General features: G+C 56.7%; 27 protein-coding genes, 2 tRNA genes and 1 pseudogene. 13 read left to right on the top strand and 17 right to left on the bottom strand.

Annotated elements, in window-relative coordinates:
* Positions 1-3 precede the first annotated feature (3 nt).
* Complete coding sequence (locus Q8N00_03745; GenBank protein MDP2381897.1) at positions 4-633, bottom strand: YkgJ family cysteine cluster protein; 630 nt, start codon at positions 631-633, stop codon at positions 4-6.
* A gap of 6 nt (positions 634-639) precedes the next feature.
* Entirely contained in the window at positions 640-1,197 is a 558-nt protein-coding gene (locus Q8N00_03750; protein MDP2381898.1) for a hypothetical protein, read from the bottom strand.
* Positions 1,198-1,484: 287 nt separating this feature from the next.
* Here Q8N00_03750 and Q8N00_03755 point away from each other — a divergent pair, with 287 nt between their 5' ends.
* On the top strand, positions 1,485-1,772 hold the full coding sequence (locus Q8N00_03755; GenBank protein ID MDP2381899.1) for an HU family DNA-binding protein: 288 nt from the start codon (positions 1,485-1,487) through the stop codon (positions 1,770-1,772).
* A gap of 119 nt (positions 1,773-1,891) precedes the next feature.
* Here the strand turns inward: Q8N00_03755 and Q8N00_03760 are convergent, their stop codons facing one another.
* Entirely contained in the window at positions 1,892-2,164 is a 273-nt protein-coding gene (locus Q8N00_03760; GenBank protein MDP2381900.1) for a MoaD/ThiS family protein, read from the bottom strand.
* Positions 2,165-2,262: 98 nt separating this feature from the next.
* Between Q8N00_03760 and Q8N00_03765 the strand changes: the two genes are divergently transcribed.
* From Q8N00_03765 to Q8N00_03795, 7 genes and pseudogenes are all read left to right on the top strand, one after another.
* Positions 2,263-2,670: a hypothetical protein gene (locus Q8N00_03765; GenBank protein ID MDP2381901.1), complete on the top strand. Its 408-nt coding sequence runs from the start codon at positions 2,263-2,265 to the stop codon at positions 2,668-2,670.
* 55 nt (positions 2,671-2,725) lie between these two features.
* Positions 2,726-3,067, top strand: a pseudogene (locus Q8N00_03770) (dTDP-4-dehydrorhamnose 3,5-epimerase family protein).
* A gap of 170 nt (positions 3,068-3,237) precedes the next feature.
* Entirely contained in the window at positions 3,238-3,666 is a 429-nt protein-coding gene (locus Q8N00_03775; GenBank protein MDP2381902.1) for a rubrerythrin family protein, read from the top strand.
* A 107-nt stretch (positions 3,667-3,773) separates the two neighbouring features.
* Positions 3,774-5,048, top strand: a complete 1,275-nt coding sequence (locus Q8N00_03780) for a heterodisulfide reductase-related iron-sulfur binding cluster (GenBank protein ID MDP2381903.1) — start codon at positions 3,774-3,776, stop codon at positions 5,046-5,048.
* Positions 5,045-5,626, top strand: a complete 582-nt coding sequence (locus Q8N00_03785) for a DUF3501 family protein (protein MDP2381904.1) — start codon at positions 5,045-5,047, stop codon at positions 5,624-5,626. Before Q8N00_03780 ends, Q8N00_03785 begins: the two co-directional genes overlap by 4 nt.
* Positions 5,627-5,691: 65 nt before the next feature.
* Positions 5,692-6,444 carry a 6-carboxytetrahydropterin synthase gene (locus tag Q8N00_03790; GenBank protein ID MDP2381905.1) on the top strand — a complete coding sequence of 251 codons (753 nt, stop codon included), beginning with the start codon at positions 5,692-5,694 and terminating at the stop codon, positions 6,442-6,444.
* A 31-nt stretch (positions 6,445-6,475) separates the two neighbouring features.
* Positions 6,476-6,958 carry a nuclear transport factor 2 family protein gene (locus Q8N00_03795; GenBank protein ID MDP2381906.1) on the top strand — a complete coding sequence of 161 codons (483 nt, stop codon included), beginning with the start codon at positions 6,476-6,478 and terminating at the stop codon, positions 6,956-6,958.
* Between the two features lie 58 nt (positions 6,959-7,016).
* Here the strand turns inward: Q8N00_03795 and Q8N00_03800 are convergent, their stop codons facing one another.
* The 5 genes from Q8N00_03800 to typA all read right to left on the bottom strand — a co-directional run bounded on the left by Q8N00_03800 (position 7,017) and on the right by typA (position 12,355).
* On the bottom strand, positions 7,017-8,534 hold the full coding sequence (locus Q8N00_03800; protein ID MDP2381907.1) for an ATP-binding protein: 1,518 nt from the start codon (positions 8,532-8,534) through the stop codon (positions 7,017-7,019).
* Between the two features lie 147 nt (positions 8,535-8,681).
* Positions 8,682-9,014, bottom strand: a complete 333-nt coding sequence (locus tag Q8N00_03805; protein MDP2381908.1) for a thioredoxin family protein — start codon at positions 9,012-9,014, stop codon at positions 8,682-8,684.
* 70 nt (positions 9,015-9,084) lie between these two features.
* On the bottom strand, positions 9,085-9,555 hold the full coding sequence (locus Q8N00_03810; protein MDP2381909.1) for a peroxiredoxin: 471 nt from the start codon (positions 9,553-9,555) through the stop codon (positions 9,085-9,087).
* Between the two features lie 144 nt (positions 9,556-9,699).
* Complete coding sequence (locus Q8N00_03815; GenBank protein ID MDP2381910.1) at positions 9,700-10,455, bottom strand: hypothetical protein; 756 nt, start codon at positions 10,453-10,455, stop codon at positions 9,700-9,702.
* A 13-nt stretch (positions 10,456-10,468) separates the two neighbouring features.
* Entirely contained in the window at positions 10,469-12,355 is a 1,887-nt protein-coding gene (gene typA / locus Q8N00_03820) for a translational GTPase TypA (GenBank protein ID MDP2381911.1), read from the bottom strand.
* A 220-nt stretch (positions 12,356-12,575) separates the two neighbouring features.
* Between typA and Q8N00_03825 the strand changes: the two genes are divergently transcribed.
* On the top strand, positions 12,576-14,963 hold the full coding sequence (locus Q8N00_03825) for a PBP1A family penicillin-binding protein (GenBank protein MDP2381912.1): 2,388 nt from the start codon (positions 12,576-12,578) through the stop codon (positions 14,961-14,963).
* Positions 14,964-15,121: 158 nt separating this feature from the next.
* On the opposite strand, the gene iscX is transcribed toward Q8N00_03825, so the two are convergent.
* From iscX to Q8N00_03860, 7 genes are all read right to left on the bottom strand, one after another.
* Positions 15,122-15,334 (bottom strand): Fe-S cluster assembly protein IscX, encoded by a 213-nt coding sequence (gene iscX / locus Q8N00_03830; protein ID MDP2381913.1) that lies wholly within the window; start codon positions 15,332-15,334, stop codon positions 15,122-15,124.
* A gap of 79 nt (positions 15,335-15,413) precedes the next feature.
* Positions 15,414-17,234 carry a molecular chaperone DnaK gene (gene dnaK, locus Q8N00_03835; GenBank protein MDP2381914.1) on the bottom strand — a complete coding sequence of 607 codons (1,821 nt, stop codon included), beginning with the start codon at positions 17,232-17,234 and terminating at the stop codon, positions 15,414-15,416.
* A 5-nt stretch (positions 17,235-17,239) separates the two neighbouring features.
* Complete coding sequence (gene hscB, locus Q8N00_03840; protein ID MDP2381915.1) at positions 17,240-17,899, bottom strand: Fe-S protein assembly co-chaperone HscB; 660 nt, start codon at positions 17,897-17,899, stop codon at positions 17,240-17,242.
* Between the two features lie 135 nt (positions 17,900-18,034).
* Entirely contained in the window at positions 18,035-18,391 is a 357-nt protein-coding gene (locus tag Q8N00_03845; protein ID MDP2381916.1) for an iron-sulfur cluster assembly accessory protein, read from the bottom strand.
* Between the two features lie 20 nt (positions 18,392-18,411).
* Positions 18,412-18,810, bottom strand: coding sequence for a Fe-S cluster assembly scaffold IscU (gene iscU / locus Q8N00_03850; GenBank protein ID MDP2381917.1), 399 nt, complete (start codon positions 18,808-18,810; stop codon positions 18,412-18,414).
* A 27-nt stretch (positions 18,811-18,837) separates the two neighbouring features.
* Positions 18,838-20,055 (bottom strand): IscS subfamily cysteine desulfurase, encoded by a 1,218-nt coding sequence (locus Q8N00_03855; GenBank protein MDP2381918.1) that lies wholly within the window; start codon positions 20,053-20,055, stop codon positions 18,838-18,840.
* Positions 20,052-20,525 carry an Rrf2 family transcriptional regulator gene (locus tag Q8N00_03860; GenBank protein ID MDP2381919.1) on the bottom strand — a complete coding sequence of 158 codons (474 nt, stop codon included), beginning with the start codon at positions 20,523-20,525 and terminating at the stop codon, positions 20,052-20,054. Before Q8N00_03860 ends, Q8N00_03855 begins: the two co-directional genes overlap by 4 nt.
* 135 nt (positions 20,526-20,660) lie before the next feature.
* Between Q8N00_03860 and Q8N00_03865 the strand changes: the two genes are divergently transcribed.
* Positions 20,661-21,077: a 2Fe-2S iron-sulfur cluster-binding protein gene (locus Q8N00_03865; GenBank protein ID MDP2381920.1), complete on the top strand. Its 417-nt coding sequence runs from the start codon at positions 20,661-20,663 to the stop codon at positions 21,075-21,077.
* Here Q8N00_03865 and Q8N00_03870 read toward each other — a convergent pair.
* On the bottom strand, positions 21,074-21,778 hold the full coding sequence (locus Q8N00_03870) for an FAD-dependent oxidoreductase (GenBank protein MDP2381921.1): 705 nt from the start codon (positions 21,776-21,778) through the stop codon (positions 21,074-21,076). The two genes, Q8N00_03865 and Q8N00_03870, sit on opposite strands and share 4 nt — an antisense overlap.
* 132 nt (positions 21,779-21,910) lie before the next feature.
* Between Q8N00_03870 and gltX the strand changes: the two genes are divergently transcribed.
* The 3 genes from gltX (at position 21,911) to Q8N00_03885 (ending at position 23,598) form a co-directional block, all read left to right on the top strand.
* The gene (gene gltX, locus Q8N00_03875; GenBank protein MDP2381922.1) at positions 21,911-23,326 is read left to right on the top strand and encodes a glutamate--tRNA ligase; all 1,416 of its coding nucleotides are present in this window, start codon (positions 21,911-21,913) and stop codon (positions 23,324-23,326) included.
* Positions 23,327-23,397: 71 nt separating this feature from the next.
* Positions 23,398-23,471, top strand: a tRNA-Gln gene (locus tag Q8N00_03880).
* Between the two features lie 53 nt (positions 23,472-23,524).
* Positions 23,525-23,598, top strand: a tRNA-Gln gene (locus tag Q8N00_03885).
* A gap of 22 nt (positions 23,599-23,620) precedes the next feature.
* Here the strand turns inward: Q8N00_03885 and Q8N00_03890 are convergent.
* Positions 23,621-24,664, bottom strand: a complete 1,044-nt coding sequence (locus Q8N00_03890; protein ID MDP2381923.1) for an NAD(P)-dependent alcohol dehydrogenase — start codon at positions 24,662-24,664, stop codon at positions 23,621-23,623.
* Positions 24,665-24,704 lie beyond the last annotated feature (40 nt).

A 24,704-nucleotide genomic window follows, 5' to 3' on the forward strand; every position in this document is an offset into this window, starting at 1 on the left:
GTCTTACGAACTTTCTTGGGGACGTCCGGCTAAGAACCCGTAGGGTAGGAGCACTTCATCCCCTGCTGATCCTGTCGCGAGACGAAGGGCCTCCAACGCGAGGGTTTCCTCATGCAACAAGCGATTTTCCTCCTCCCGGAATGAGGAGGCGAGTTGCACAATGGGGATGAATGTTTGGACCTCACAGGCGCCATGGGTTAGGCCGTGACGTTCTGTCGGGATGCCCATGGATCGGCAAACCAGGGGGCGGTGTTGATAGACGCCACAACGACCGTCCGGTTCGAGTGCTGGACAGGGATAGTGGTGAAACTCTGTGACCAGCCGGTCGATTTCCTGGTCGGACCAGGTATCGAGCAGCTCGCTATGGGTCAGTTGTGGGAAGGCGACCTCCATTGCGGCAGTCTGTTCGATGGCACGCTGCTGGATACGCAGGCGCTGATCCTGCGAGAGGCTGGGCAGTCCCTGTTGGAGCGTTTGCACGTCGAGGAGGGTAATGGGAAATGGGCCGATGCAGCAGTTGGTACAGCCGAGTCGGCAGGGAACTTCGCCGAGCAGGGCGGCAGCGGCCCGATCGAACCAATGGACAGTGTGTTGGTAGAGAGGAGCAGGGTTGGACGGAGTTGGACCTGCCACAGCGGCTTATTCCACTTTAACGGAGAGATCGAGGATCAGGTCGCCTTTGGGTGAGTAGAAGCCTTGGTTGTCGATCTGGACGATGCCGTTACAGTGTTCTTGGTAGAACTCTAAAATCCAACCGTTAAAGTCATAGCCCTCATCGGTGATATCGTTTTGAACAAATCGAGTGGTGAGCACGAATCGCGCGCGCTCGATGTATTCGCGGACGAGGCCTGCCTCGATATCGTCGTGAGCGGAGACGAGGTCCAGGAACTGGGCCTTCTCTTTGTCGAAGACGTCTTGATAGGTGCCTCGATCCCTGACACAGAGCACTTGAATCGGCTTGCGGTCGCGATCGTATCCGAGCGTCACTTGAACCCAGGCCCATTCATCCAACATGGTCTCATCCATGTCAGGCGGAGCAATCGGCGTCTGGCCACGGGATTTGAGAAATTCCATGAGCAGGCGAAGCGGCGGGGAGTTTTCTTTTTGACAAAACACGCGAGAATACTGGAACAGCTCTGCCTGAGCCTCGTCAGCCGGTTGGGCAGTCGAAGGCAGAATAGGTAGTTCTTTTGCCATGCTAGCAACTCCGAGGGTGGGAGAATATTGAGACGCAACTGCTATCCAATTTTCCACTTTACGCTGGCTGGTCTTGAAACTGCAAGAGGAGGTGGAGGCGTTTCCCTACGTCTGGCCTGTGTTTTTCCGGTTGACAGCTTCCGAGCGCTTGGATAGACTCCCGCTGGTTTTCGTTGCAACGCCTATCACGACTGTTTGCTTAGGAATGTGTATCGAGTCTGAGTGGGGTCAAGTAGGGGCGAGTTCGTTGTTGTTCACCATCTTGTTTTTTTAAGGAGGTTGGTTGCATGGCTAAATCAATGACCAAGTCGCAGATTGCTGAACATATGGCCCAGAAGACCGGGCTGACCAAAAAAGCGTCCGTCCAGCTCATGGATGACTTTGCCGCCTTGGCGTACAAGGAAGCGAAGAACATTTTCGTGATTCCTGGGATTGGAAAGCTTGTGTTGGCGAATCGCAAGGCCCGCATGGGACGGAATCCGCAGACCGGCGAGCCGATCAAGATTCCGGCCAAGCGCGTGGTCAAGTTCCGCGTGGCCAAAGCCGCCAAGGACGCGATCCTCGGCAAGAAGTAAGCGGAGATCGTCCGGCGCAGATCGGACGTCACGTGTCTTCTTTCAGCCTCATTCGCGCTGCATGAAGCATCGCAGGGCCGACTCCCCGAGAGGGGCGTCGGCCCTGTAGTTTGCGGCCGTTATAGCGAGGGGCCGAGTCCGGTCCCGCCCATCCCGTCATGTCCCACCAGCCTGATGGCGTCGCCGTCCTGAACGAGTGAGTCGTCGCTTGCGATCTTTTTATTGATGGTCACGAGCACCTTTTTCTCGCGGATGAGTTGGAGAAGATGGCGCAACTGAATGCCCTGTCTCTGGATCACCTGGCGGACAGACATCGGTGATGGCACTTCACAGGCGAGATCCCGTTCCCCATCGGCGGTCTGTAGCTGACCCATCAGTGAAATCGTAATCATGGTCGGATACTCCTCATCTTCAATCGTGACAGCTGCCTATGTGGTGGGGGCCTTGTGCCCGTTGACTCCATGCCGGTTGACATCGATAATGCTGGACCATGCCATCGTTGGACCTCCATAACCCCGGGATGCAGGATCTGCAATTCGTCCTGTTCGTGTCGGCCCTCTGCACGGCTGATTTGACGACAATCAATGTTTCGCCTGAACTCCGCGCCACGATTTTCGACCGCTGTTGGGCCCTTATCAATACAGACGTGCCGCCGACTGACCCCAAACAGCGCGTGCTCGATCTCCGCGGGGGCACGGAGTTGACGCTGGAGGCCTGTTTGGCCACGATCCGTTCGTTGCTGACAGAGGCCGGCATTCACACCCTCACATGGGACCACCCGGTGAGTGAGCCGACCCGCGAGAGCACGCCGGCTGCGAAGCCGTTGATCGATCGGTTGGGGCAATTGTACCCCGATCCTCCTGAGATCGTCGATCCTGAAAAACCGGCGTCTAGTTAGCCGTGCGAGGTTGGCAACCTGAGCGAGCAACGGGTGGGCGAAGAGGAGCATCGTGCAGGGCACGTTGCGAGGGCTCCACTTCCAGGATCCGCATGCCCAGGGGAAGCTGGTAGTGGTGACGGAAGGGACCGTATACGATGTGGTTGTGGATATCCGAAAGGGGTCGCCAAGTTTTGGCCGATAGTACGGGGTCGAGCTTTCATCGGAAAAGTGCCGCCAACTGTACGTTCCGCCAGGTTGTGCGTATGGGTTCTGCGTGACCAGCAACCGTGCCTCCTTTCTGAATAAGTGCACGGATTATTATGTGCCGGGCGACGAGCGAGCGATTATCCGGAACGATTCGGCTCTTGCCATTCCCTGGCCGGTTGCGAATCCCATACTCTCCGCCAAGGATTAGGCCTACAAATCTTTGGCTGAGATGGAACCCTCGTTGCCGAGATATCGACCGGGCGGATGAGAAACTACTGTGGCCCATTGATCCCGCGAGGATCGCTATGTTATTCAGCGGGGAGAGAGTGGTACGATTGCGGTGACGGTTCGATTTCTTAGCATATAGAGGAGGACGCGATGGGGAAAAGTTTGAAGGGAACGAAGAGCCACGACAATCTCAAGGGAGCCTTTGCCGGTGAATCGCAGGCCAATCGGCGCTATCTCTATTTTGCCAGGCGGGCGGACATCGAGGGCTTTCCTGATATCGGAGGTCTGTTTCGCGATACGTCAGAGGCGGAAACTGGCCATGCCTTCGGGCATCTGGACTTCTTGAAGGAAGTCGGCGATCCGGCGACCGGGGTGCCGATCGGCAATACCGAAGCCAACCTGAAGTCGGCGATTGAGGGCGAAACCTACGAGTATACCCAGATGTATCCCGGTATGGCCAAAACGGCTCGGGACGAGGGATTCGCTGAACTGGCCGAATGGTTCGAGACCCTCGCCAAGGCGGAGCGGTCCCATGCGAATCGTTTCACGAAGGGACTCGACAGCCTGAAGCAGCTCTAGAGTTTTTCCATGTGCGACATCACGGGGGTGGGCTGGGAATATTCCAGCTCACCCTTTGTGCTTTCCGATCTTGTAATTAGAAGACGTCACAGGAGACAATATACACCGTGAATGGTCTGAGCCTGCTCAATCCCATCGATCCCGCACAGCTCCAGAAAGACACGCAGCGCATTTACGAAGTCTGCGATGGCTGTCGGCGCTGTTTCAACCTCTGCCCCTCCTTCAACACGCTGCTGGACGGTATCGACCGGTATGAGGGCGACGTCGCTCAGTTGACGGCTACTGATCATAGCCGGGTTGTCGACGAATGTTATTACTGTAAGCTGTGCTATAACCACTGCCCCTATACGCCGCCGCACCAGTATGGGCTCGATTTCCCCCGTTTGATGATCGCCTGGAAGAAGCATCTGGCTGCGACGCGCGGGGTGAGCTGGCGCGATTGGCTCTTGCTCAAGACGGATATCATCGGCACCCTTGGCAGTCTGATGGCGCCGATTGCCAATTGGCTATTGGGCCTTCGGTTTCTTCGAGCAGCGACGGAACCGCTCGTGGGTGTACATCGGGATCGGCAGGTCCTGCCCTTTGCGGCAGAGACCTTTACCCATTGGTGGGAGCGTCGAGGGGCGGCACAGGTTCCTGCCTCCGCGCCGCGGAAGGTCGCGCTCTTTGGGAGCTGCCTGGTCAACTATCAAGCGACTGACATTGGGAAAGCGACGATTCAAGTCCTCGAGAAAAATGGTGTCCATGTCGTGATTCCCGAACAGCGTTGTTGCGGCATGCCCTCGTTCGACATTGGGGATACGGCCGCGATTCAGCAGGCCGCTTCGTCGAATGTCGCCTCGTTTCTGCCCTGGGTTGAGAAAGGGTATGAGGTTGTCGTGCCGGTGCCCAGTTGCAGCCTGATGTGGAAGCGGGAATATCCGGAGATCGTCGGTGGTCCTGACGTGCGGCGCGTGGCGGAACGGACGTTCGACGTCTGCGAATACCTCATGAAGATGAAGCGGGAGGGTGCCTTGGCGACCGACTTTCCGCAGAAGCCCGGGCGAGTGGCCTATCAGGTGCCGTGCCATCTGCGGGATCAAAACATCGGATTCAAATCCAAGGAACTGATGGAATGTGCCGGTGCGCAGGTCGAGGTGATTGAGAAATGTTCCGGCCACGATGGTTCCTGGTCCGCCAAGACGGAATTCTTTCCCCTGTCGATGCTGATTGCGCAGAAGGCCGTTCGCGTCATTGAGGAGGCTCCGGCAGATCTGATCGCCTCCGATTGCCCGCTGGCAGGATTGCAGTTGGATCAAGCCGGCGCCATGGCTCATACCGGCGGCAGGTCGACCAAACACCCGATTCAAATTGTGCGCGATGCCTATGGGTTGACATCATGAACTGTTTAACGTCCCAAGACCTCTTGCCTGCCGCAGTCTATGAGCAGCAGCGGGAGCCCTTTCGTGCGCAGATTATCGCGCTTAAGCAGCGGCGTAGGATTTCTGTCGGGCCGCTTATCACACTGGTCTTTGAGAATCGCGAGACGTTACGGTTTCAGACTCAGGAAATGATTCGAGTCGAACAAATCCTCGATCCCCACAAAGCTCAAGAAGAATTGGACGTCTATAATGCCCTCATGCCAGGAGTCGGCGAAGTGAGCGCCACGCTCATGATTGAGATTACGGAACAGGATCGGATGAAGGAATGGCTCGATATGTTCATGGGGCTCGACCACGGAGAGAAAATCGCGATCCGCGCCGGGACGGAGCATGTATTCGGGGAGTTCGAGGGGGGGCACAGTCATGAAACAAAAATCAGTGCCGTGCATTTTGTGCGATTCAAGCCGACCGCATCGATGATCGCGTCGTTTGCCGATCTACATGTGCCGGTCTCCTTGACGGTCCATCATTGCGAATACCATGCTGAGGCGCCTGTTCCTGGAAGCATGCGTGAGGAATGGCTCAAAGATCTTCAGTAGTTACGAGTGCTAGACGGAGTGCTGAGTAGGAGCCTGTTTCAGGGACAAAGCCAGGGGATAAGAAGATGCCATCGGTCTTGCTGACGAAACGTATCGAATTTGCGGCGGCGCATCGCTATATCAAGCCTGAATGGGATGAGGCCAAGAACCGTGCGGTGTTCGGCCTTTGTTACAACCCGCCTGCGCATGGACATAACTACATGGTCGAGGTGACGGTCTTGGGTGAAGTGGATCCGAAGACCGGTATGGTGGTGAATCTCTTCGACTTGAAGCGGGTCTTGCTCGATGTGCTGGAGGAGTTCGACCATAAGAACCTGAACCTGGACATGTCGTATTTTACGGACCGGATTCCTACGTCAGAAAATCTGGCGCGCCTGCTTTGGACCAAATTGGAACTGCAGAAGGAGATCGGCACACTCCACACGATTCGATTATACGAGGACGAAGACCTCTATGCAGAGGTAACTGCCGTGGCCGGTCTCGACGTCGCCAGTGTGACCAGGCGCTATTCGTTTACGGCGGTGCAGGATGGCAATCAGGGACGCGAGTGGGACTGCTTTGTGACGGTCCATGGCGCCATCGATGCCGTGACCGGCATGGTCACCGACATCGGGGCGCTCAACCGTTTGGTCCAAGGGACAGTCGTGCAGGCCTTTGACCATCAGGACCTTCGTCAGGTCATCGGGGCTCAGGTCGTGACCGGCGAGCAGCTGGTCGAGCATATCTGGAAGCAACTGGCCTCTTCTCTTTCAGCGGGCAGACTCTCGAACGTGCGTCTTGTGCAGTCTCGTGACTTGGTCTTCGAGTTTGCTGGATGACCGGGCTGCGTTCATGCGGTGAGGGCGTTCTATGACGACACGGCTGATCTGTGGACTGCTAATGCTGTGCCTCTTGTGGCCTGCGGTCGCCAGGTCTGCCGAAGATGGGGAAACGATCGAGAGGACCGTCAAGGATGCCGCCATGGCGGCGGCGACTTTCTCGGAAACCAGAGACACACAATCCGTCTTGAAGCTCTACACCATGGACTACGTCGGCATTCAGGATGGCGAGACGGAGGGACGAGACTCCATTGAAAAGTGGCTGTCGGACTATGAGTCTGAGCTCGACAAAGGCAGTACCCTGCGGTTTATCGGCGCCCTGTCGAATTTAAACGTTCGAACGACCAGCTCGACAGCCTGGGCGACCTACGACTATGTGTTTCAGGCGATCAGGAAAGGCGAATTCGAAGCACAGGACTCCGGACAATGTACCGCTCTCTTGCGCAAGGATGGCCCCCGTTGGCTCATTTTCCACGAGCATTGCTCGAAGACACGGTCTGGGTTCGTGAAGTAATGAGACGGACCATAGGGCATGGGCCACTGCGTTCACGCGTAATGGTGTGGTCAGGCGATCAGCGCTGCTGAGCCGTCTGCAGGAGTTCCCGGACTTTCTCGATGAGCGTGGTAGGCAGGAAGGGCTTTGGCAGGAAGGGCATGTCGTCCTGTACCCCGTTAGCCAGAAGGGTGTCGCCTGCGTAGCCTGACATATAGAGCACCTTGGTTTCTGGCCGCATCGCATGGACACCATCGATAAACGTGGAGCTTTTCATCCGAGGCATGATGACGTCGGTAATGACGAGAGAACATTGTCCTTTGAGTATTTGCAGGCCCTGTAAGGCTTGAATCCCATCGCCTGCTGCCAGCACCTGGTAGCCCTGATCCTGCAGGACCGTCGTAATCAAACTCCTGATGCCCTCCTCATCCTCTACCACGAGAATTGTATCTTGTGGCACGAGGGTTGGTTTTCCTGCCTGAGGCGTCTCAGTTTCGATCTCAGGCTGTCCTACACGCGGGAGGTAGACGGTAAAGCGAGAGCCTCGCCCCGGTTCACTGCTGACCTCGATATAGCCCTGGCTTTGCTTGACGATACCATACACGGTGGCGAGCCCGAGCCCAACTCCATGCTCCGGGCATTTTGTCGTGAAAAATGGTTCAAAAATGTGGGTCAATGTTTCCCTATCCATCCCGCATCCCGCATCCTGCACCATAATCTTGACGTAGGGTCCAGGTGTGGAGCCTGGGTGCGAGTTCGAGAATTGCTCGTCTAAGTCGATGTTATCCGTCTCGATATTGATGAGGCCACCGTCCGGCATCGCATCGCGGGCATTTAAGACGAGGTTCATGATCACTTGTTCGAGCTGCACGGGATCGACCAGCGCATGACCTGTCCGGGGATGGAGCACGACAACCATCTGAATCTGCTCCCCGATCAGCCGCTGAAGAATATCTTCCAACTCGCGGATGGCTTGATTCACCGGCAATTCTTTCGGTTCGAACACTTGCCGCCTGCTAAACGTAAGCAGCTTCTTAGTCAGCGCTGCCGCCCGCAATCCGGCCTGGCTGATCATTTCTAACTCCTGACGGGCCGGGTGGGCTCCCAGTTGCTGCAGCACCCGTTGGGCATGTCCGATCACGACCATCATCAGGTTGTTGAAATCATGTGTAATGCCGCCCGCCAATCGTCCGACCGCTTCCATCTTCTGCGATTGGTGCAGCGCTGCGGTCGTTCGTTTATGTTCAGTGATATCGACGATCGTTTCGATCACGTGGGTCTGCCCGTCGGCGGTGGAAGCTTTGGACCAATGGACGAGGAGAAACTTATCCCCAGGGAGCGTGATTTCTCTGGAAATGACGGCGCTCGAAGTCAGCGCTTCCGGCATGCGGCAGAATGAGCAGGGGGAGGGGCATCCGATAAGTTTGTCATGGCAGGAGGCTCCGGCGAGATCGCCGTACCTCTTGAGGCCTGTGTCGTTCTGGAACTGGATCTGGTGATTCGAGGGGTCGATGACCGTGACGATCACCGGTTGTGAGTTCAACAAGACCTGTGGGTCGTAGCGCGGTCGATCGGACGTCGGTGATGGAGATCCCATACGCGCTACCTCGAAACAGGCGGTGGTGCCGGCGATCCGTGCCTCACGTCTCCACGGCCTCTCGACCTTACTACAAGTGCTGAGTGAGTCAAGAAGATCGGCGATTTCAGGAAGACGTGAGCTGAATTCGATGGAGGGACGGTGCGGCTACTTGAGCAGGTGGTCTGAAATCAACGAGGCGAGTTCTGCTGGCTCGACGACACCTTCGCGGGTCAGGAGCAGCTTGCCATGTGCAAAGAGGTGCGTGGTGGGGTAGGTTTCGAAGGTATGGCTCTTTTTAATCTCTCGGCATCGGCCAGGGACATGCATCTTCGCTTTGCCGACTTTTACACCGGGGAACTTGGCGGCGGTCTCCTCCAGGATCGGGTCGTAGGTCTTGCAGGGCTCACAGGTCGCGAGGCCGTAGGCGACGATCGCAGCGGGCGCGTCGGTGAATTCCTTATAGTTTTCGTCTCTGACGTCTTCGACTGTTCCTGCCATGAGTCCACCCCCGTCTGAAAAAAACAAAAGGGGAGGCCACTACGAAGCGCCTCCCCTTTTGCGAAGGAAACTAGCTCAGCTTCGCGAGGGCCGCGAGGATGTCCTTGTCTTCTCGCGCCACTTTGATCTCCTGCACCTTCGCGTAGGCGACCTTACCGTTCTTGTCGACGATGACGGTTGCACGCTTTGAGCAGTTCAATGGCTCAAAGTAGAGACCATAGGCCTTCGCCGTGGTCCGGTGCACGTCCGACAAGAGACGGTGCTTGAGGTCCATGGAATCAGCCCAGGCCTTGTGCGAAAAGAAGCTGTCGCAGCTGACGCCGAACAATTCTGCGTTGGCCGATTGGAACTTGGGGAAGTCGTCGGTTAGACACTTGTTCTCGCCCTGACAGACCGGGCTCCAATCTAGAGGATAGAAGCAGAGCACGACATTCTTCTTGCCGCGGTAGTCGCTCAGCTTCACGTCCTTCTGGTCCTGATCCTTCAAGTCAAAATCCGGTGCGGTATCGCCAACCTTAATTTCTGCTGCTACGTCGCTCATCTGGATGCCTCCTTCACTGGGTTTAGTCCGGTCTCTGACACATTCGTCTGTATTTTTGTACCGTGCGGATTGAAACCTTGTCAACGGTCCTGAAGGCCTATGGCTGGCCCTGGAGACATATAAGTACTCGATATAACAGGAAAGCTATGACGAAGTTCTGATTTCTCGAAAGCTGAGCATACGACCGGATGGTGCAGCGGTGCGGTGATTGGTAATCTCGATATTCTGACCCGATGGTCCTACACGGATGCGACTTCCGACTTTGGGAGACTGTCCGGCCCTGGTCAATTCATCTGCCGTTTCACGGAGAAGGTCGCGGATAGGCTGGTCCGGAAGCCCGGGGGAGAGAAACATTTCAAGTTCATCCACTCCGAACTTACTGAGACCGAGGGTATAACACCGGCTCCGATGGCTCGGCTCATGGTCTTCCTGCAAGATCGGGATGTGATCGCTCACGTCGAAGTGGGTGAGGGGACGATTCTGCCAGTCAGACGGGTTCACATACTGGTTCGTGGTGATGTCATGGGCCGTGCCTTGCGTGAGGAGTGTGAGACCCCTGGCCAGTCTCGCGGCAAAGAGAATCATGTCCGGCATGTCTCGCGGGGATGCGAGAGAGGGCGCAACCGCTCCCATCACGTCGTGTTCCCAGGCCAACTGCTTCATCACGTCGGCCACGTGGCTCATCGGCAGTGGCATTACGACATGGGCCGACCAAGGGCCGTGAGTCGCATTCCAGGATTCTGCTGACCCCGCTTCATGGCGAATGGTCAGCGGCCCACCATATTCCCGATCGTACCAGATCTTCAGTTCGTCGGTGGCTGGGGCCGTTCCCCGATAACCGATGAAGTAGAGCGGAGGGCGTCTGGCAGAGGGCTTGGGCGTTTTCTTTCGGATTCTCATTGTGGCGCTGCGGCTATTTGCTGGACTTCTTGGCCCTGCGGCGCTCATCCGAGTTGAGGATCTTTTTGCGAATACGCAGGCTCTTCGGCGTCACCTCAATCAGTTCGTCCGGGCCGATATATTCGAGTGCGAACTCCAAGCCCATTTCCCGAGGCGGCGTGAGGACCAAGGCTTCATCGGTACCAGACGCCCGCATGTTGGAGAGCTGTTTTTCTTTGCAGACGTTCACGTCCATGTCTTCGTCCCGACTGTTCTCGCCGACGACCATTCCGCGATAGACATCCACGACAGGGCCGATGAACATGGTCCCTCGGTCTTGGGTCATGAAGATGGCATACCCTGAGCTTGTGCCGTCTTCGCAGGCGACAAGCGATCCATGTGTCGCGACCGCGAGGTCGCGCTGTTCCAGCGGTTCGTAGGCGACAAAGACATGGTGCATGATAATGGTGCCGCGCGTCTTGGCGACCAGGAGATTTTTGAGACCCATGATGCCACGGGTGGGAATGTGGTATTCCAGATGCATTTCGCTTGTCCCGACGTCGGAGTGGATGAGCCGCATGTGGCGTAACTCGCCACGGCGTTTGCCCAGCTCTTCGATCACGGCGCCTTGATACGTTTCCGGCACCTGGATCGTCAGTTCCTCATAGGGTTCGAGGACTTTATCCCCGTCTCGATGGACGATGACTTCCGGTTGCGAGACTTGCAGCTCGTAGCCTTCCCGTCGCATCGCTTCGATCAGGACGCCGAGATGCAGTTCGCCGCGGCCTGCCACGAGGAACTTATCCGCACTATCCGTTTCCTGGACGCGCAAGGACACGTTGGTTTCGAGTTCTTTGAAGAGCCGATCGCGCAAGTGCCGCGAGGTCAGGTACTTCCCCTCCCGTCCGGCGAACGGGCTATTGTTCACGGAAAAGGTCATTTGGACGGTTGGTTCGTCGACCGTCACGCGAGTCAATGCGACGGGGTTCTCTGCGTCGGCAATGGTATCGCCGATGCTTACTTCGTCCAGACCTGCCACTGCGACGATTTCTCCCGCTTCGGCTCGTTCGACATCCGTCCGGTCAAGGCCGGAGTAGACCGCGAGGTCGGACACTTTTCCGGGGAACTTGGCGCCATCTTTGCCGAGTACGACCACATTCTGTCGGCGGGCGATCGAGCCGGATTGAATCTTTCCCACTCCCATTTTGCCTTTGTAGAGGTCCTGGATCAGGGAAAGAATCAGGATCTGCAATGGCGCCTCGGCGTTGATCGCCGGTGCGGGAATCTTCTCCAGGACGGTGTCGAGGAGGGGAGAAATGTCCGTGCCGGGTTTCGCGAGGTCGTTGGTTGCCGTGCCCTTGATCGCGGCGGTGTAGACAATGGGGAAATCCAGCTGATCGTCGGTTGCACCGAGGTGGACAAACAAGTCGAAGGTCCGATTCACCACATCGTCGATGACGGCATCCGGGCGATCGATCTTGTTGATGACGACGATGGCTTTATGTCCAAGCGCGAGCGCTTTCCGCAATACGAAGGTCGTTTGCGGCATGGGGCCTTCTTTGGCGTCGATCAAGATAAGGACGCCGTCCACCATGCGCAGGGTCCGCTCGACTTCACCGCCGAAGTCGGCATGGCCCGGGGTGTCGACGATATTGATTTTTACGCCCTTGTAAATGACGCTGGCGTTTTTGGCCCGGATGGTGATCCCGCGTTCACGCTCCTGGTCCATCGAGTCCATGATCCGTTCGCCCATGTCGTCGATCTTGCGATGGACATGGGTCTGTCGGAGCACGGCGTCAACGAGGGTTGTTTTGCCATGGTCAACGTGAGCGATAATGGCGATATTTCGAATGTCGCTTCGGCGCCCCATGGGGGCGATCTGATCTGCGACGGGAGACTCTGTTGGGGCTGTCTGATCCATAGATATTGCTGCATGCTCCAAAAAAAAGCGCCCGGGAATCCAGGCGCCGTGGGACAGTATACCCGAAGCATGCTGTCCGGTACAAGCGATGCAGGGCAGAAGATGCCTGGGAGTGGTGGGGGGCCGTCGCAGGCTTGAGTTTTGAGGGGCCCCACGGTATGGTGACTTCGGCCTCCTTCCCAGGGAGGCGAGTGCTTCCACAAGATAACCCCGCGTAATTATGATGGATCGTCAGGTTCCTCGTCAGTATGAGCCCCGCCACCAAGCACCCCGTCGGTCCTGGAGGTGGTGGCAGATCGGACTTCTCAGCTTAGGGGCGGTGGCCTTGATGGGAGGCTTAGCCGTCGGCGGTTTCGTGTGGCACCTCGCGAATGACCTTCCCCCATTGGATCAGCTGGAGACCTATCAGCCGAGCCTGGTCACGCAGGTCTATTCGAGCGACCAGCAGCGCATCGGTCAATTTTTCATTGAGCGTCGTATCCAGACCCCTCTGGCGGGAATTCCAGAAGGGTTTCGGCATGCGGTCATCGCCGTTGAGGATGTCCGGTTCTTTGAACATCCGGGACTCGACTACATCGGCATGCTCCGTGCGGCCTGGACGAATCTCCGACGAGGAGGCAAGGTCGAGGGGGCCAGCACGATTACCCAGCAGTTGGCGCGCTCCCTGTTTCTTTCATCCGAGCGTACCTTTGATCGCAAAGTTCGCGAGTTGATTCTGGCGTACAAGATGGAACTAGTCCTGACGAAGGATAAAATTCTTGAACTCTATTTGAATCAAATTTACTTCGGGCAAGGCGCTTACGGGATCGCTTCGGCATCCCAAACGTATTTCGGGAAAGATCTCTCCGCTCTCACGATTGCGGAGGCAGCTTTTCTGGCTGGCCTCCCGAAATCTCCGAACAATTATTCACCGTTCAAAGCCTATGACCGAGCAAAGAAGCGACAAGAACATGTATTGGCGCGGATGGAAGAGGCCGGGTTCCTCACCGCAGCAGAACGTGAAGCGGCGGTGGCCGACATGCTCAATTTCAGACGTCCTGGCGGTGAACAGGCGGCCCCCTACTTTGTGGAATATGTCAGGCAGATGTTGATCGCCAAGTACGGTGAGACGCTGGTGTATAAGGGCGGGCTAAAAGTCTTTACGACCTTGAACCTGGAGATGCAGAAAGCTGCGGAAGTGGCGTTTGCGGCCGGTTTACGCGAACTGGATAAGCGGCAGGGGTGGCGAGGCCCGCTTCGAACGGTGGACGTGGATGCGCCGGTTACACCCGCCGCGGCTGCGACTGCTGGGCAGATTCTCAAGGCAGGGGACTACCGGGAGGGGTTCGTCACGAAAGTGGCGAAGGATCATTTTGTAGTGCAGGTCGGATCAACGGTAGCGAGGCTTCTGTTCGACGATATGGCCTGGGCGAAGCGCCGTCTGACTGGACCGGATACGGCGAAAGATGTGGTCGCCAACCCAAACCTCAAGCAGGCACTGAAGCCCGGCGACGTCATCGAGGTGATGGTGAAGAAGTTGGAGCGGGACCTCGTATACGTCCAGCTTGAGCAGACACCCCTGGTCGAGGGAGGGTTGATTGCTCTTGATCCGGCGAAGGGTGCCATTCGGGTCATGGTTGGTGGGTACGATTTCGGGCGCAGTGAATATAATCGGGCCGTCCAGGCCCATCGTCAGCCGGGGTCGGCTTTCAAGCCGATTATCTATGCCGCGGCTCTGAATCACGGGATGAGCCCTGCGTCGGTCATTCTCGATGCCCCGGTTGTCTACGAGCAGGAGCTGGAGGAGAAAACGTGGAAGCCTGAGAATTACGGGAAGAGGTTCCATGGCATGGTGAGTTTGCGGGATGCGCTGGCCCATTCCTACAATCTCGCGACGGTCCGGTTGTTGGACAAGGTGGGGATCAGGAACGTCATCGAGTTTGCCAAAACGGTTGGAATTACCAGTCCGCTAGCCGCAGATTTGTCGCTCGGATTAGGATCGTCTTCTGTGGGGCTCATGGAACTGACTTCTGTGTATGCGGTGCTACTCAATGAGGGAAACCGGCAGGAGCCGTACGCGATCGTGTCGGTGGAGGATAGTGCGGGAAAGGTGCTTGAGTTGGCAGAGTCGCAAGCCCTGACGGTGATCTCTAAAGAAACCGCCTACGGGATCACCAACATGATGGAAGATGTGATTCAGAAGGGGACAGGACAAGCCGCCAAAAGCATCGGTCGGCCGGTTGCAGGAAAGACCGGAACGACCAACGACTTCGTCAATGCGTGGTTCATCGGCGGTGCGCCGAATTTAGTGACGGGCGTGTATGTGGGTTTCGACGATCGCCGTTCGCTCGGCGAGACAGAATCGGGGGCGCATGCCGCGCTGCCCATTTGGATCAATTTCATGAAGGAGGCGCTGAAGCCGCTACCAGTGGCGTTCTTCAGCATTCCGGAAGGCGTGACCTTCGTGAACGTCGATCCAGCGACGGGATTACTCGATGGCGAGCAGGAGGGACAGACCGGTAGGGTCGATATCTTTATTAAGGGTAGTGAGCCAACCCAAGCGCCTCAGCGCCGACCGGACCCGATTGATTTCTATAGGTTGGATCAAGTTCCCGAAGGGACTCTGTAGCAGACTGCTGAAAAAGCCCGCCAGCTTCGCTCTCGCATCGTTCAGATCCTCAACGTACCCCTAGAGGGTACGCCTCCGGTCTTCACTCGCTGCGGCCTTGTCGGACGGTCTTTTTGAGCAGCCTGCTAGATTGTAAAGTCTTTGGGTTCTTCAATGGATCAGGACTTCGAGTCCTGATATTCTTCGTGCCAGGCCATCTGAATCGCTTCCAGAATTTTCTCGTTCGACTTCTTGGGATCATCCTTGAAGTCCGGGAGCGCGACGATCCAGGCATGCATGTCGGTGAAGCGAATGGTGAGCGGGTCCGATTCCGGATGTTCTTCTACCAGACGAATCGCGATATCTTCAGTGTTGTTCCACTTCAAATCCATAGACTTCTCCTGGCGAAAGGCCAGCGGCCATTGACTAGAGGGCTGAATCTCTCGCCTCTTGCCCCTGGCCTCGTGCCTGTTATGTGATTTCCGAGACCTTCTTGCCTTGGAGCCCTCGCTTGAGCGAGTCGTTCAGCAGCGCGACGGTCAGTCGTTGCGCCGATTGTTCGAGGTCGGCGATGCGCGCGCGGATGGCACGCGGGTCGTTGCCCTCCTGTGCGGTTGCCAGGGCCGACAGGGCCGCTCGAATGGCGGCGGCATCTTCTGCGGCGATAAGGAGGAGGCCGTCCCCCAGTGATTTCTCCATCGTCGTGATCAAGGCGCCGGCGTCGAGCCGCGCCTCAATCAGTTTTCTGGCATTGACGTCATCTTTTGCGAACTTGAACGAGTCCTCGATCATCTGCTCCACTTCATGGTCGGATAACCCGTATGACGGCTTTACCTCAATGGACTGGCTCAGCCCGGTTCGCATGTCGCTGGCCGTTACGCTCAAGATCCCATTGGCGTCGATGAGGAACGTCACTTCGATGCGAGGGACGCCCGCCGGGAGTGGAGGAACCTTCAGCCTGAATTTCGCCAGGCTGCGATTGTCTTTCGCCAGTTCGCGTTCGCCCTGGAGAATGTGGATATCTACGCCGGTCTGCCCGTCGACATAGGTGGTGAACATCTCTTTGGCGCTGGCGGGGATCGTCGTATTTCGACGAATCAGGCTGCTCATGACTCCACCCATGGTTTCGATGCCCAGGGAGAGCGGGGTGACGTCGAGCAACAGCATGTCGGTCGTGCCGCCGCTGAGAATGTCCGCTTGCACGGCTGCGCCGAGCGCCACGACTTCGTCGGGATTGATCTCGCAGTGCGGGGTCTTTCCGAACAGTTCCTGGACACGTTGCCGGACGATCGGCATGCGGGTAGAGCCACCGACCAGCACGACTTCGTCGATCGCATCTGGGGTGAGCCCCGCATCTTTTAAGGCCATCCGGCAGGGAGTCAGGGTCCGCTCGATGATCTCCATGGTCAGGGATTCGAGCTGGTCCCGCGTCAGCTCTCTCGTGAAGTGTCCCTTGTTGTCGGGAAGCTCGACCGACACCTGTACTTTGAATTCGTCGGACAGCCTGATCTTGGCCCGTTCTGCTTCAAGCCGGATCGTTTGCATGTGGTCCGGGTGCCTGCTGAGATCAATCCCATGTCGGTTGCGAATCTCTGTCAGGAAGAGGTCAGCAATCTGGCGGTCGATATCGTCTCCACCTAAGTGAGTATCGCCGTTGGTGGACAACACTTCGAAGATGCCATTTTTGAGCTTGAGGATGGAGATGTCGAAGGTGCCTCCGCCAAAATCGTACACTGCGATCGTGCCTTGCGTCTTTTCTTGGAGTCCATAGGCGAGGGAGGCGGCAGTCGGTTCGTTGATGATTCGGAGGACTTCCAACCCGGCGATCATGCCCGCGTCTTTTGTCGCCTGTCGCTGACTATCGTTGAAATACGCGGGGACCGTGATGACGGCTTTGGTGATACTTTCGCCGAGATGCGCCTCGGCCCGCTGTTTCAGCTCTTTCAGAATCATCGCCGAGATTTGCGGGGGCGAATAGGTTTTCTCGCCGAGCTTGATACGGATGACGCCGCCTTGTTCGGTGAGCGAGTAGGGGAAGTAGGACAGCTCGCTCTGTACATCCGCGAGCCCCTTCCCCATGAATCGTTTTACAGAGTAGACCGTTCGCTCAGGATTGCGGGTCAGGTGTTCCTTCGCGGAGTCGCCGACGATGAGCCCGTTGTCGGTCATGGCCACGACGGAGGGCACGATCATGCGCTCGTTCCGTCCGGGGATGACGCGCGGGCGTCCGTTCTCCATGTAGGCGACGAGTGAGTTTGTGGTGCCGAGGTCGATACCGACGATGCGTGCCATGATAATTATCCGATCGTTGCAACGAGGTCGTTGACGATACTGTTGACGTAGGTCCGATTGGAGAGAGTTTCCCTCATCTGCTTCAACAGACGGTCTCGTTCTGATCGAGCTTGGCTGGTCGCTTCACCCTGATCTTGGAGCCTATCCCAGTCGGTGAAGAGTTGTTGAAGCTGGGTCTCCATATCCCGTTTGCGTTGTTCCAGGGTGGCGTGTTCTGCTTTGAGTTGTGTGCGGAGCTGCTGTCCCGCATCCGATGTGCGATCGGCGGCTCGATACTCGTCGAGGGTGTCTTGCAGCTCGAGGATCTCCTCGAAGAGATCGGCTGGAGGCGAATTCCTGATCTCCTTCACGGAGCCAGCTTCCAGATCGAGCAGATATTCGGCACGCTGAATCGGATCGCGGAGCGTACGATAGGCTGAATTGAGCGTCGCGGCATTGCCGAGGCTGATGCTTTGCTCCGTTTCGCTCTTGTTCTGATAGAAATCAGGATGAAATGCGCGGCTGAGTTCGTAGAACTTCGCTTCCAGTTTGCCTGGGTCGATGGTCAGCCGTCTCGGAAAGCCGAAACACGTGAAGTAATCGGTCTCTTTCGACACCGGCTGGACTTTGACGCAGCGATCGCAGAAATATTCGCCGGATACCTCGGATTGACAGTGCCAACACATGCTCCTGGCCATCTGGAGTTCACGAGGGTTTGAGCTGTGGGTATGGTGATGGTCCATCCGCGACCTCTTCTGACAAGACAGGCATGGCGGCCTGCCATGCCTGTGTAAGATGCTTCCTGACGACTATCGCAAGCGTTATGCGGAGAACGACTCTCCACAGCCGCAAGTTTTATCGGCATTCGGATTAACGAATTTGAAGTTTCCGCCCAGCAAGTCTTTTTGGAAGTCCAGCTGCGTGCCTTGGAGATAAATGGCGCTCTTGGCGTCAACAATCACTTTTACGCCATCAATGTCATGGACTTGGTCATGAGGACCGATCTTTTCGTCGAAATTGATCGTGTAGCTCAGGCCTGAGCAGCCGCCGCCTTTTACGCCGAGGCGGAGCCCGCCTTCGGTGAGGCCTTGCACGTTGATGAGGCGTTTGACTTCCTTCATGGCCGCCTCGCTGAGCGTAATCACCGGAGCCTGGGTCTCTGCAGTTGTGGTGTCCATGGCATGCTCCATTTGTGACGTTACTTCGCGGCAGTCGTGGTGCCGTCGGCTTTCTTTTGGTAGTCCGCGAGGGCGGCCTTGATGGCGTCCTCAGCCAGTACGGAACAATGGATCTTCACAGGCGGCAAGTTCAGTTCCTGTACGATGTCGGTGTTCTTGATTTTCTGCGCTTCCTCGATGGTCTTGCCCTTGAGCCACTCCGTGGCGAGGCTTGAACTGGCGATCGCGGATCCGCAGCCGAAGGTCTTGAACTTTGCATCCACGATCATGTCGTTCTGCACCTTGATCTGGAGCTTCATCACGTCACCGCACTCCGGGGCTCCGACCATACCAGTGCCGACCCCTTCTTCGTCTTTTTTGAAAGACCCCATGTTGCGGGGGTTGTTGAAATGATCGACGACTTTGTCACTGTAAGCCATGGTTCATCCTCCTCTTAACTATCCTGTTCAGTGGGCAGCCCATTGAACTGATTTCAAATCGACGCCTTCTTTTGCCATCTCATATAGCGGGGACATTTCGCGCAACTTCGTGACGATCTCGACGACTTTTTTGATCGTATAGTCGATCTCGTCATCCGTGTTGAACCGGCCCAGGCCGAAACGGATTGAGGAATGCGCCAGCTCTGTTCCAACTCCCAATGCGCGGAGCACGTAGGAGGGCTCCAATGTTGCCGACGTACAGGCCGAGCCGGATGAAAGGGCAATGTCTTTCATTCCCATCAGCAACGATTCGCCCTCCACATAGGCAAAGGAGATATTGAGGTTGCCGGGGAGCCGGTTGGTCGGATGACCGTTCAGATAACTTTCTTCGAGGGCCTTCATGATACTGGCCTCGAGCCGGTCGCGCATCGCAATCAACCGTGCCGTCTCCTTGGTCATCTCTTGCTCGCAGAGTTCGCAGGCCTTGCCGAATCCCACGATGAGGGGCACCGGAAGTGTTCCGGAGCGCATCCCGCGCTCGTGTCCACCGCCGTCTATCTGGGCGACGATGCGAACGCGAGGATTCTTTTTTCTCACATAGAGCGCCCCAACCCCCTTGGGTCCGTACATCTTGTGGCTGGTGAAGGACATCAGATCGATGCCCATGTCCTGTACGTCGACCGGGATCTTTCCGACACCCTGTGTCGCATCGCAGTGGAAGAGGATGCCCTTTTCCTTGGCGATTTTGCCGATCTCTTTGACGGGGTTGATCGTGCCGATTTCATTGTTCGCCATCATGACGGAGATGAGAATCGTCTTCTCCGTGATCGCATTCCGCACATCCTCGGGGCTGACCATTCCGCATTTATCGACGGGGAGATAGGTAGCGGTGGCTTTACCCTTGCCCTCTAACACCTTGACGGTGTCGAGCACGGCGCGGTGCTCGGTGGAGGAGGTAATGATATGGTTGCCTTTTTCCCCATACATCTCCAGCACGCCCTTGATCGCGAGGTTATCCGATTCAGTGGCGCCGCTCGTGAAGACGATTTCTTTCGGATCAGCCTTGATCAGCTTGGCGATCTGCTTTCGTGCGGTCTCGACGGCTTCTTCCGCGGCCCACCCGAAGGCATGGTTGCGGCTGGCTGCGTTCCCGAATTTTTCGACGAAGTACGGGAGCATAGTCTCCAAGACGCGTGGATCCATCGGTGTGGTGGAATGGTTGTCTAGGAATATAGGCAGTTTCATCGTTCGACTCCTTGTGCCGTGGGAGACTGAATCGTAATGAGGGGTGTGCCACCCATCATGTCTTGCAGGGTCATGTTATTGAGCAATTGGGCGATGCTGTCCTGGACTTTCAGGAGCGGGGTGCGAATATTGCAGTTTTCCCGCTGCATGCAGAACTCGCCATCTTTCTCATGCGAACAATCGGTGATGCCCAATGGGCCCTCGATACTTTCGAGAATTTGCGCGATCGTAATCTGGTGCGCGCGACGGGCTAGGACGTATCCACCCTTGGGACCATTGTGACTCTCGATCAAGGCGTTCTTGGAAAGAGTCTGGAGCACTTTGGCCAGGAGCTCGAGAGGGATGTTATATTCCTCCGCAATCTCCTTCGTATTCACCACACGCCCAGGTGTGACGTCACCGAACTGGGCCGCAGCGATGTGCTGAAGCGCCATAAGGGCATAATCTGCTTTTTTTGAAATCTTCAACATTGCTATTGCCGATCTTCTAGGTCGGAGACTATAATGATCTCCGATCAATAAGGTCGGACTAACAATACCATGCAGGTTTCAGAGCTGTCAACAGCGAGACAGCAGGCTGAATTGGGCTGAGAAAGGAACGAGCATATGGGCGGGACGAATCCTTATATTGAAAAAGCTGAATATGAGTTACCTCAGCGAGTCTACACCGTCACATTTATCGCCCCTGATGGCGTGGCGACGAAGGTTGAGGTCAATCCAGCCAAAATTCCCTATGGTCCGACCGGGCTTCCAGGCAGTCTCCTGGACGTGGCGATGGGCAGTGGGGTTGCGTTGGAACATGTCTGTGGGGGGGTCTGTGCCTGCTCGACCTGTCACGTCATTGTGAAGCAGGGGCTTGAGAGCTGCAGTGAAGGAACGGACGATGAGTTCGATGAGTTGGAGCAAGCGCCGGTTACGACGTTGCAGTCCCGACTCGGCTGCCAATGTGTGCCGGATGGGACGAAAGACATTGTGGTCGAAATCCCGTCCGTGAACAAGAACCTCGTGCGGGAAGGGCACTAATCGTAGGTTTCTGTCTTAACATCCTTTCGGTCATAGCCCGCCTCGACAAAATAGGCTCGCAGGGGCCGCACAAATCCTTTCGTGCCGCACAGCAGGGGTGTCACTTTCGCCGCTCCTTCAATCACGGGCCTGAGCATGGAGAGCGTGAGATCGACGCCTTGCTGCTCCCCTCCGGCGGCGACCAGGGGCAGGTAGCGAAACCGGGGATGGGTGACGGCCAACGTCAGCAATTCCTGGTGAAAGAGTAATTCTTCCTCCGCCGGAGCGACGGCAATCAGGAGGATCGCCGCCGTCTGTCGTTGTGCATAGAGATGTTTCAACATGCAGCGGATCGGGACGAGGCCAGTGTAACGGGCGATCAGAATCATTTCCCGATCGAGTGAGATCGGAAGGGTGAAGTTTCCATAGGGGCCTGAGAGTTCCATGTGATCGCCAGGCTTGAGGTGGTAGAGGTAGTTGGAGCCCATACCGCCCGGTATGCGGTCGAAGACGAGCGTCAGCTCGCCTGATGGAGTGCTAGGCGCCGCCATCGAGTAGGCTCTATTCAGCGGTGGTTTGGCCCCGACCGGCAACTTAAGTGAGACCCATTGACCGGGTCGAAAGGCGATGGGCTGAACAGTAGGGAGGAGTATGAGCTGACGAACGTGGGGCGTAAGATCCGTGATCGAGAGGACCGTCGCCGGTTGTGTGAGTTCCGCCATCACGATCTCCGTATCCCTCTCTTATCAGAAGGCCAGCCTAGATGAAAGGGCTATAGCCCACGATTCTGTACAACACTTTTCCTCACGTGTTATAGATACCGGCCGTTAATCCTGCGACAGAGGTTCATCCCCATGAGTCAGGTCAGAGTCAGGTTTGCGCCAAGCCCAACGGGCTTTCTCCACATTGGTGGTGTTCGTACGGCTTTGTTCAATTGGCTGTTTGCCCGCCAGCAGCAGGGGGTGTTCGTCCTTCGCATCGAAGACACGGATCAGGACCGCTCGACCGATGAGTCGATCCAAGCCATTCTTGAGGGGTTGAAGTGGGTGGGGCTCGATTGGGACGAGGGCCCGTTCCGCCAGACCGAGCGGATCGATCTCTATCGCAGCTATGCCATGCAGCTGCTTGAGAAGGGGCAGGCCTATTGGTGCGGCTGCAAGGCGGAAGAACTCGAGGCGCGGCGGAAGGAAGCCGAGGCCAAGGGGTTGTCGCCAAAATATGACAGTCGTTGTCGCGATCGCGGCCTCAGTAATGAGGCCGGTGACGCGGCGTTGCGCTTTAAGGCTCCGTTAGAGGGTGAGACGGTGGTCGACGACCTTATCAAGGGCAAGATCGTCTTCGATAACAATGTGCAAGACGATCTGATCATCCTCCGGTCGACCGGCTATCCGACATACAACTTTTCAGTCGTGGTCGATGATGCGCTGATGAACATTACCCACGTCATACGTGGCGACGATCATCTGACCAACACGCCGCGGCAGGTTCCGATTTTCCAAGCGCTCGGGTTTCCCGTTCCCCAGTTCGGGCACCTGCCGATGATTTTGGGCTCGGACAAGGCCCGCCTCTCGAAGCGGCATGGGGCGACCTCGATTATGGCCTATAAAGACATGGGTTATCTGCCGGATGCCATGGTGAACTACCTCGTTCGCTTGGGCTGGTCGCATGGAGACCAGGAACTGTTCACTCGCCAGGAGCTGATCGAGAAGTTTGCCTGGAAGAACGTGCAAACGTCCCCTGCCGTGTTTAATCCCGAGAAGCTCATCTGGGTGAATGCGGAATATATCAAGATTAGTCCACCGGACCAGGTCGCTCAGGCCCTGATGCCCCTCTTGGAATCAGCGGGACTTGCAGCCGAAGCCAAGGCTGTCCCGACCGGTTGGCTGGCGCAACTCGTCATCCTCGTAAAGGAGCGGGCAAAAACGTTAGTGGAGATGGTCGAGTGGGTGAGGCCCTATTTCGGGCAGGCTGTGACGTTTGATGAAGAGGGCGCGAAGAAATTTTTAACCCCGGCCATCGCGCCAGTCCTCAGTAAACTGCTGGCTTGTTTCGAGGCCTTCCCTGCCTTTTCGAAGCAGCAATGGGAAGAGGCGTTCAAGCTGCTGGTTGAAGCAGAGGGGATGAAGATGGGGCAGCTGGCTCAGCCGGTTCGTGTGGCCTTGACAGGCCGTACGGCCAGTCCTGGTCTCTTCGAGGTCATGGAAGTGTTGGGGCGAGACCGGACCTTGTTCCGGCTCCGCCAGGGGATCGACCGGGCATCCCGCGTCTGAGATCGTTTTTGTCTCTAAATCAGTCTCGATCTTGACGAAGCCAAGAGCCTTATATTATTGTGAGCGCAGGTTGGGGGATCGTCTAGCGGTAGGACGTCAGTTTCTGGATCTGACTACCTAGGTTCGATTCCTAGTCCCCCAGCCAATAATCTTTCCCGCCCTGTACTTTCAGATCCATGACTCGGTTCCGTACCGTGCTGGGGGATCGTCTAGCGGTAGGACGCCGGCCTTTGGAGCCGGCTACCTAGGTTCGATTCCTAGTCCCCCAGCCATTTTTCTTGATCACCTCGACATCTACTTCAGCGATGCTAGATCGATCACGAATCTGTATCTGATGTCCCCCTTCAGCACTCGTTCATAGGCTTCATTCACCTGTTGGATCGGAATCACTTCAATATCAGACTCGATGCCGTGCGTGGCGCAGAAATCGAGCATCTCCTGTGTTTCTCGGATGCCTCCGATCACCGATCCGGCGATCCGGCGGCGATGCAGAATCAGGGGGAAGGGCTCTAGCAGCGTCGGTTTATCCGGCGCTCCCACGAGAATCATGGTCCCGTCGGTTTTGAGCAGGTTCACATAGTCGTTGTAGTTGTGCGGGGCTGAGACGGTATCGAGGATGAAATCAAAGCTACGCTGTAGCCGGGTAAACGTTTCGGGCTGTGAAGTGAGGGCGAAGTCCTTTGCGCCTAACCGTTCTGCATCGTTTCGCTTTTGTTCAGAGGTGCTCAACACGGTGACGTGGGTGCCCAGTGCCGTACCGATCTTCACCGCCATATGGCCCAGTCCACCCAATCCCACCACCGCAAGCTTGTGATACTTACCGACGCCCCAATGGCGAAGCGGGGAGTAGGTCGTAATGCCAGCACATAAGAGCGGAGCGGCTCCGGCAGGCGACAGGGTTGAGGGTATCCGTAGCACGTAATTCTCGTTCACAACGATCTGGGTTGAGTAACCTCCTTGCGTTACTTGGCCATCTTTGTCGCGGCCGCTGTAGGTGAGGAGCATGCCGGCTTCGCAATATTGCTCCGATCCCTCACGACAGGCGGGACAGGTTCGGCAGGAATCGACAAAACAGCCGACGCCGACCGTCTCACTCAGATGGAACTGCGTGACCATGCTCCCAATCCGCGAGATCGTGCCGACAATTTCATGACCCGGCACCATGGGAAATATCGAGTCGCCCCATTCATTTCTGGCTTGATGGATGTCCGAATGGCAGATACCGCAATGGGTGATCGCGATGAGCACGTCATGAGGCCCTACGTCTCGTCGCGTAAAAGTAAAGGGTTGTAGGGCAGCCTTGGCAGTCAACGCGGCATAGCCTGTAGTCGGCAACATAGCTTGTGCTCCTTGTGAGAGGCCTCGATCGAGCGTGACC

The sequence above is a fragment of the Nitrospirota bacterium genome (assembly GCA_030684575.1).
Lineage (GTDB): Bacteria > Nitrospirota > Nitrospiria > Nitrospirales > Nitrospiraceae > Palsa-1315.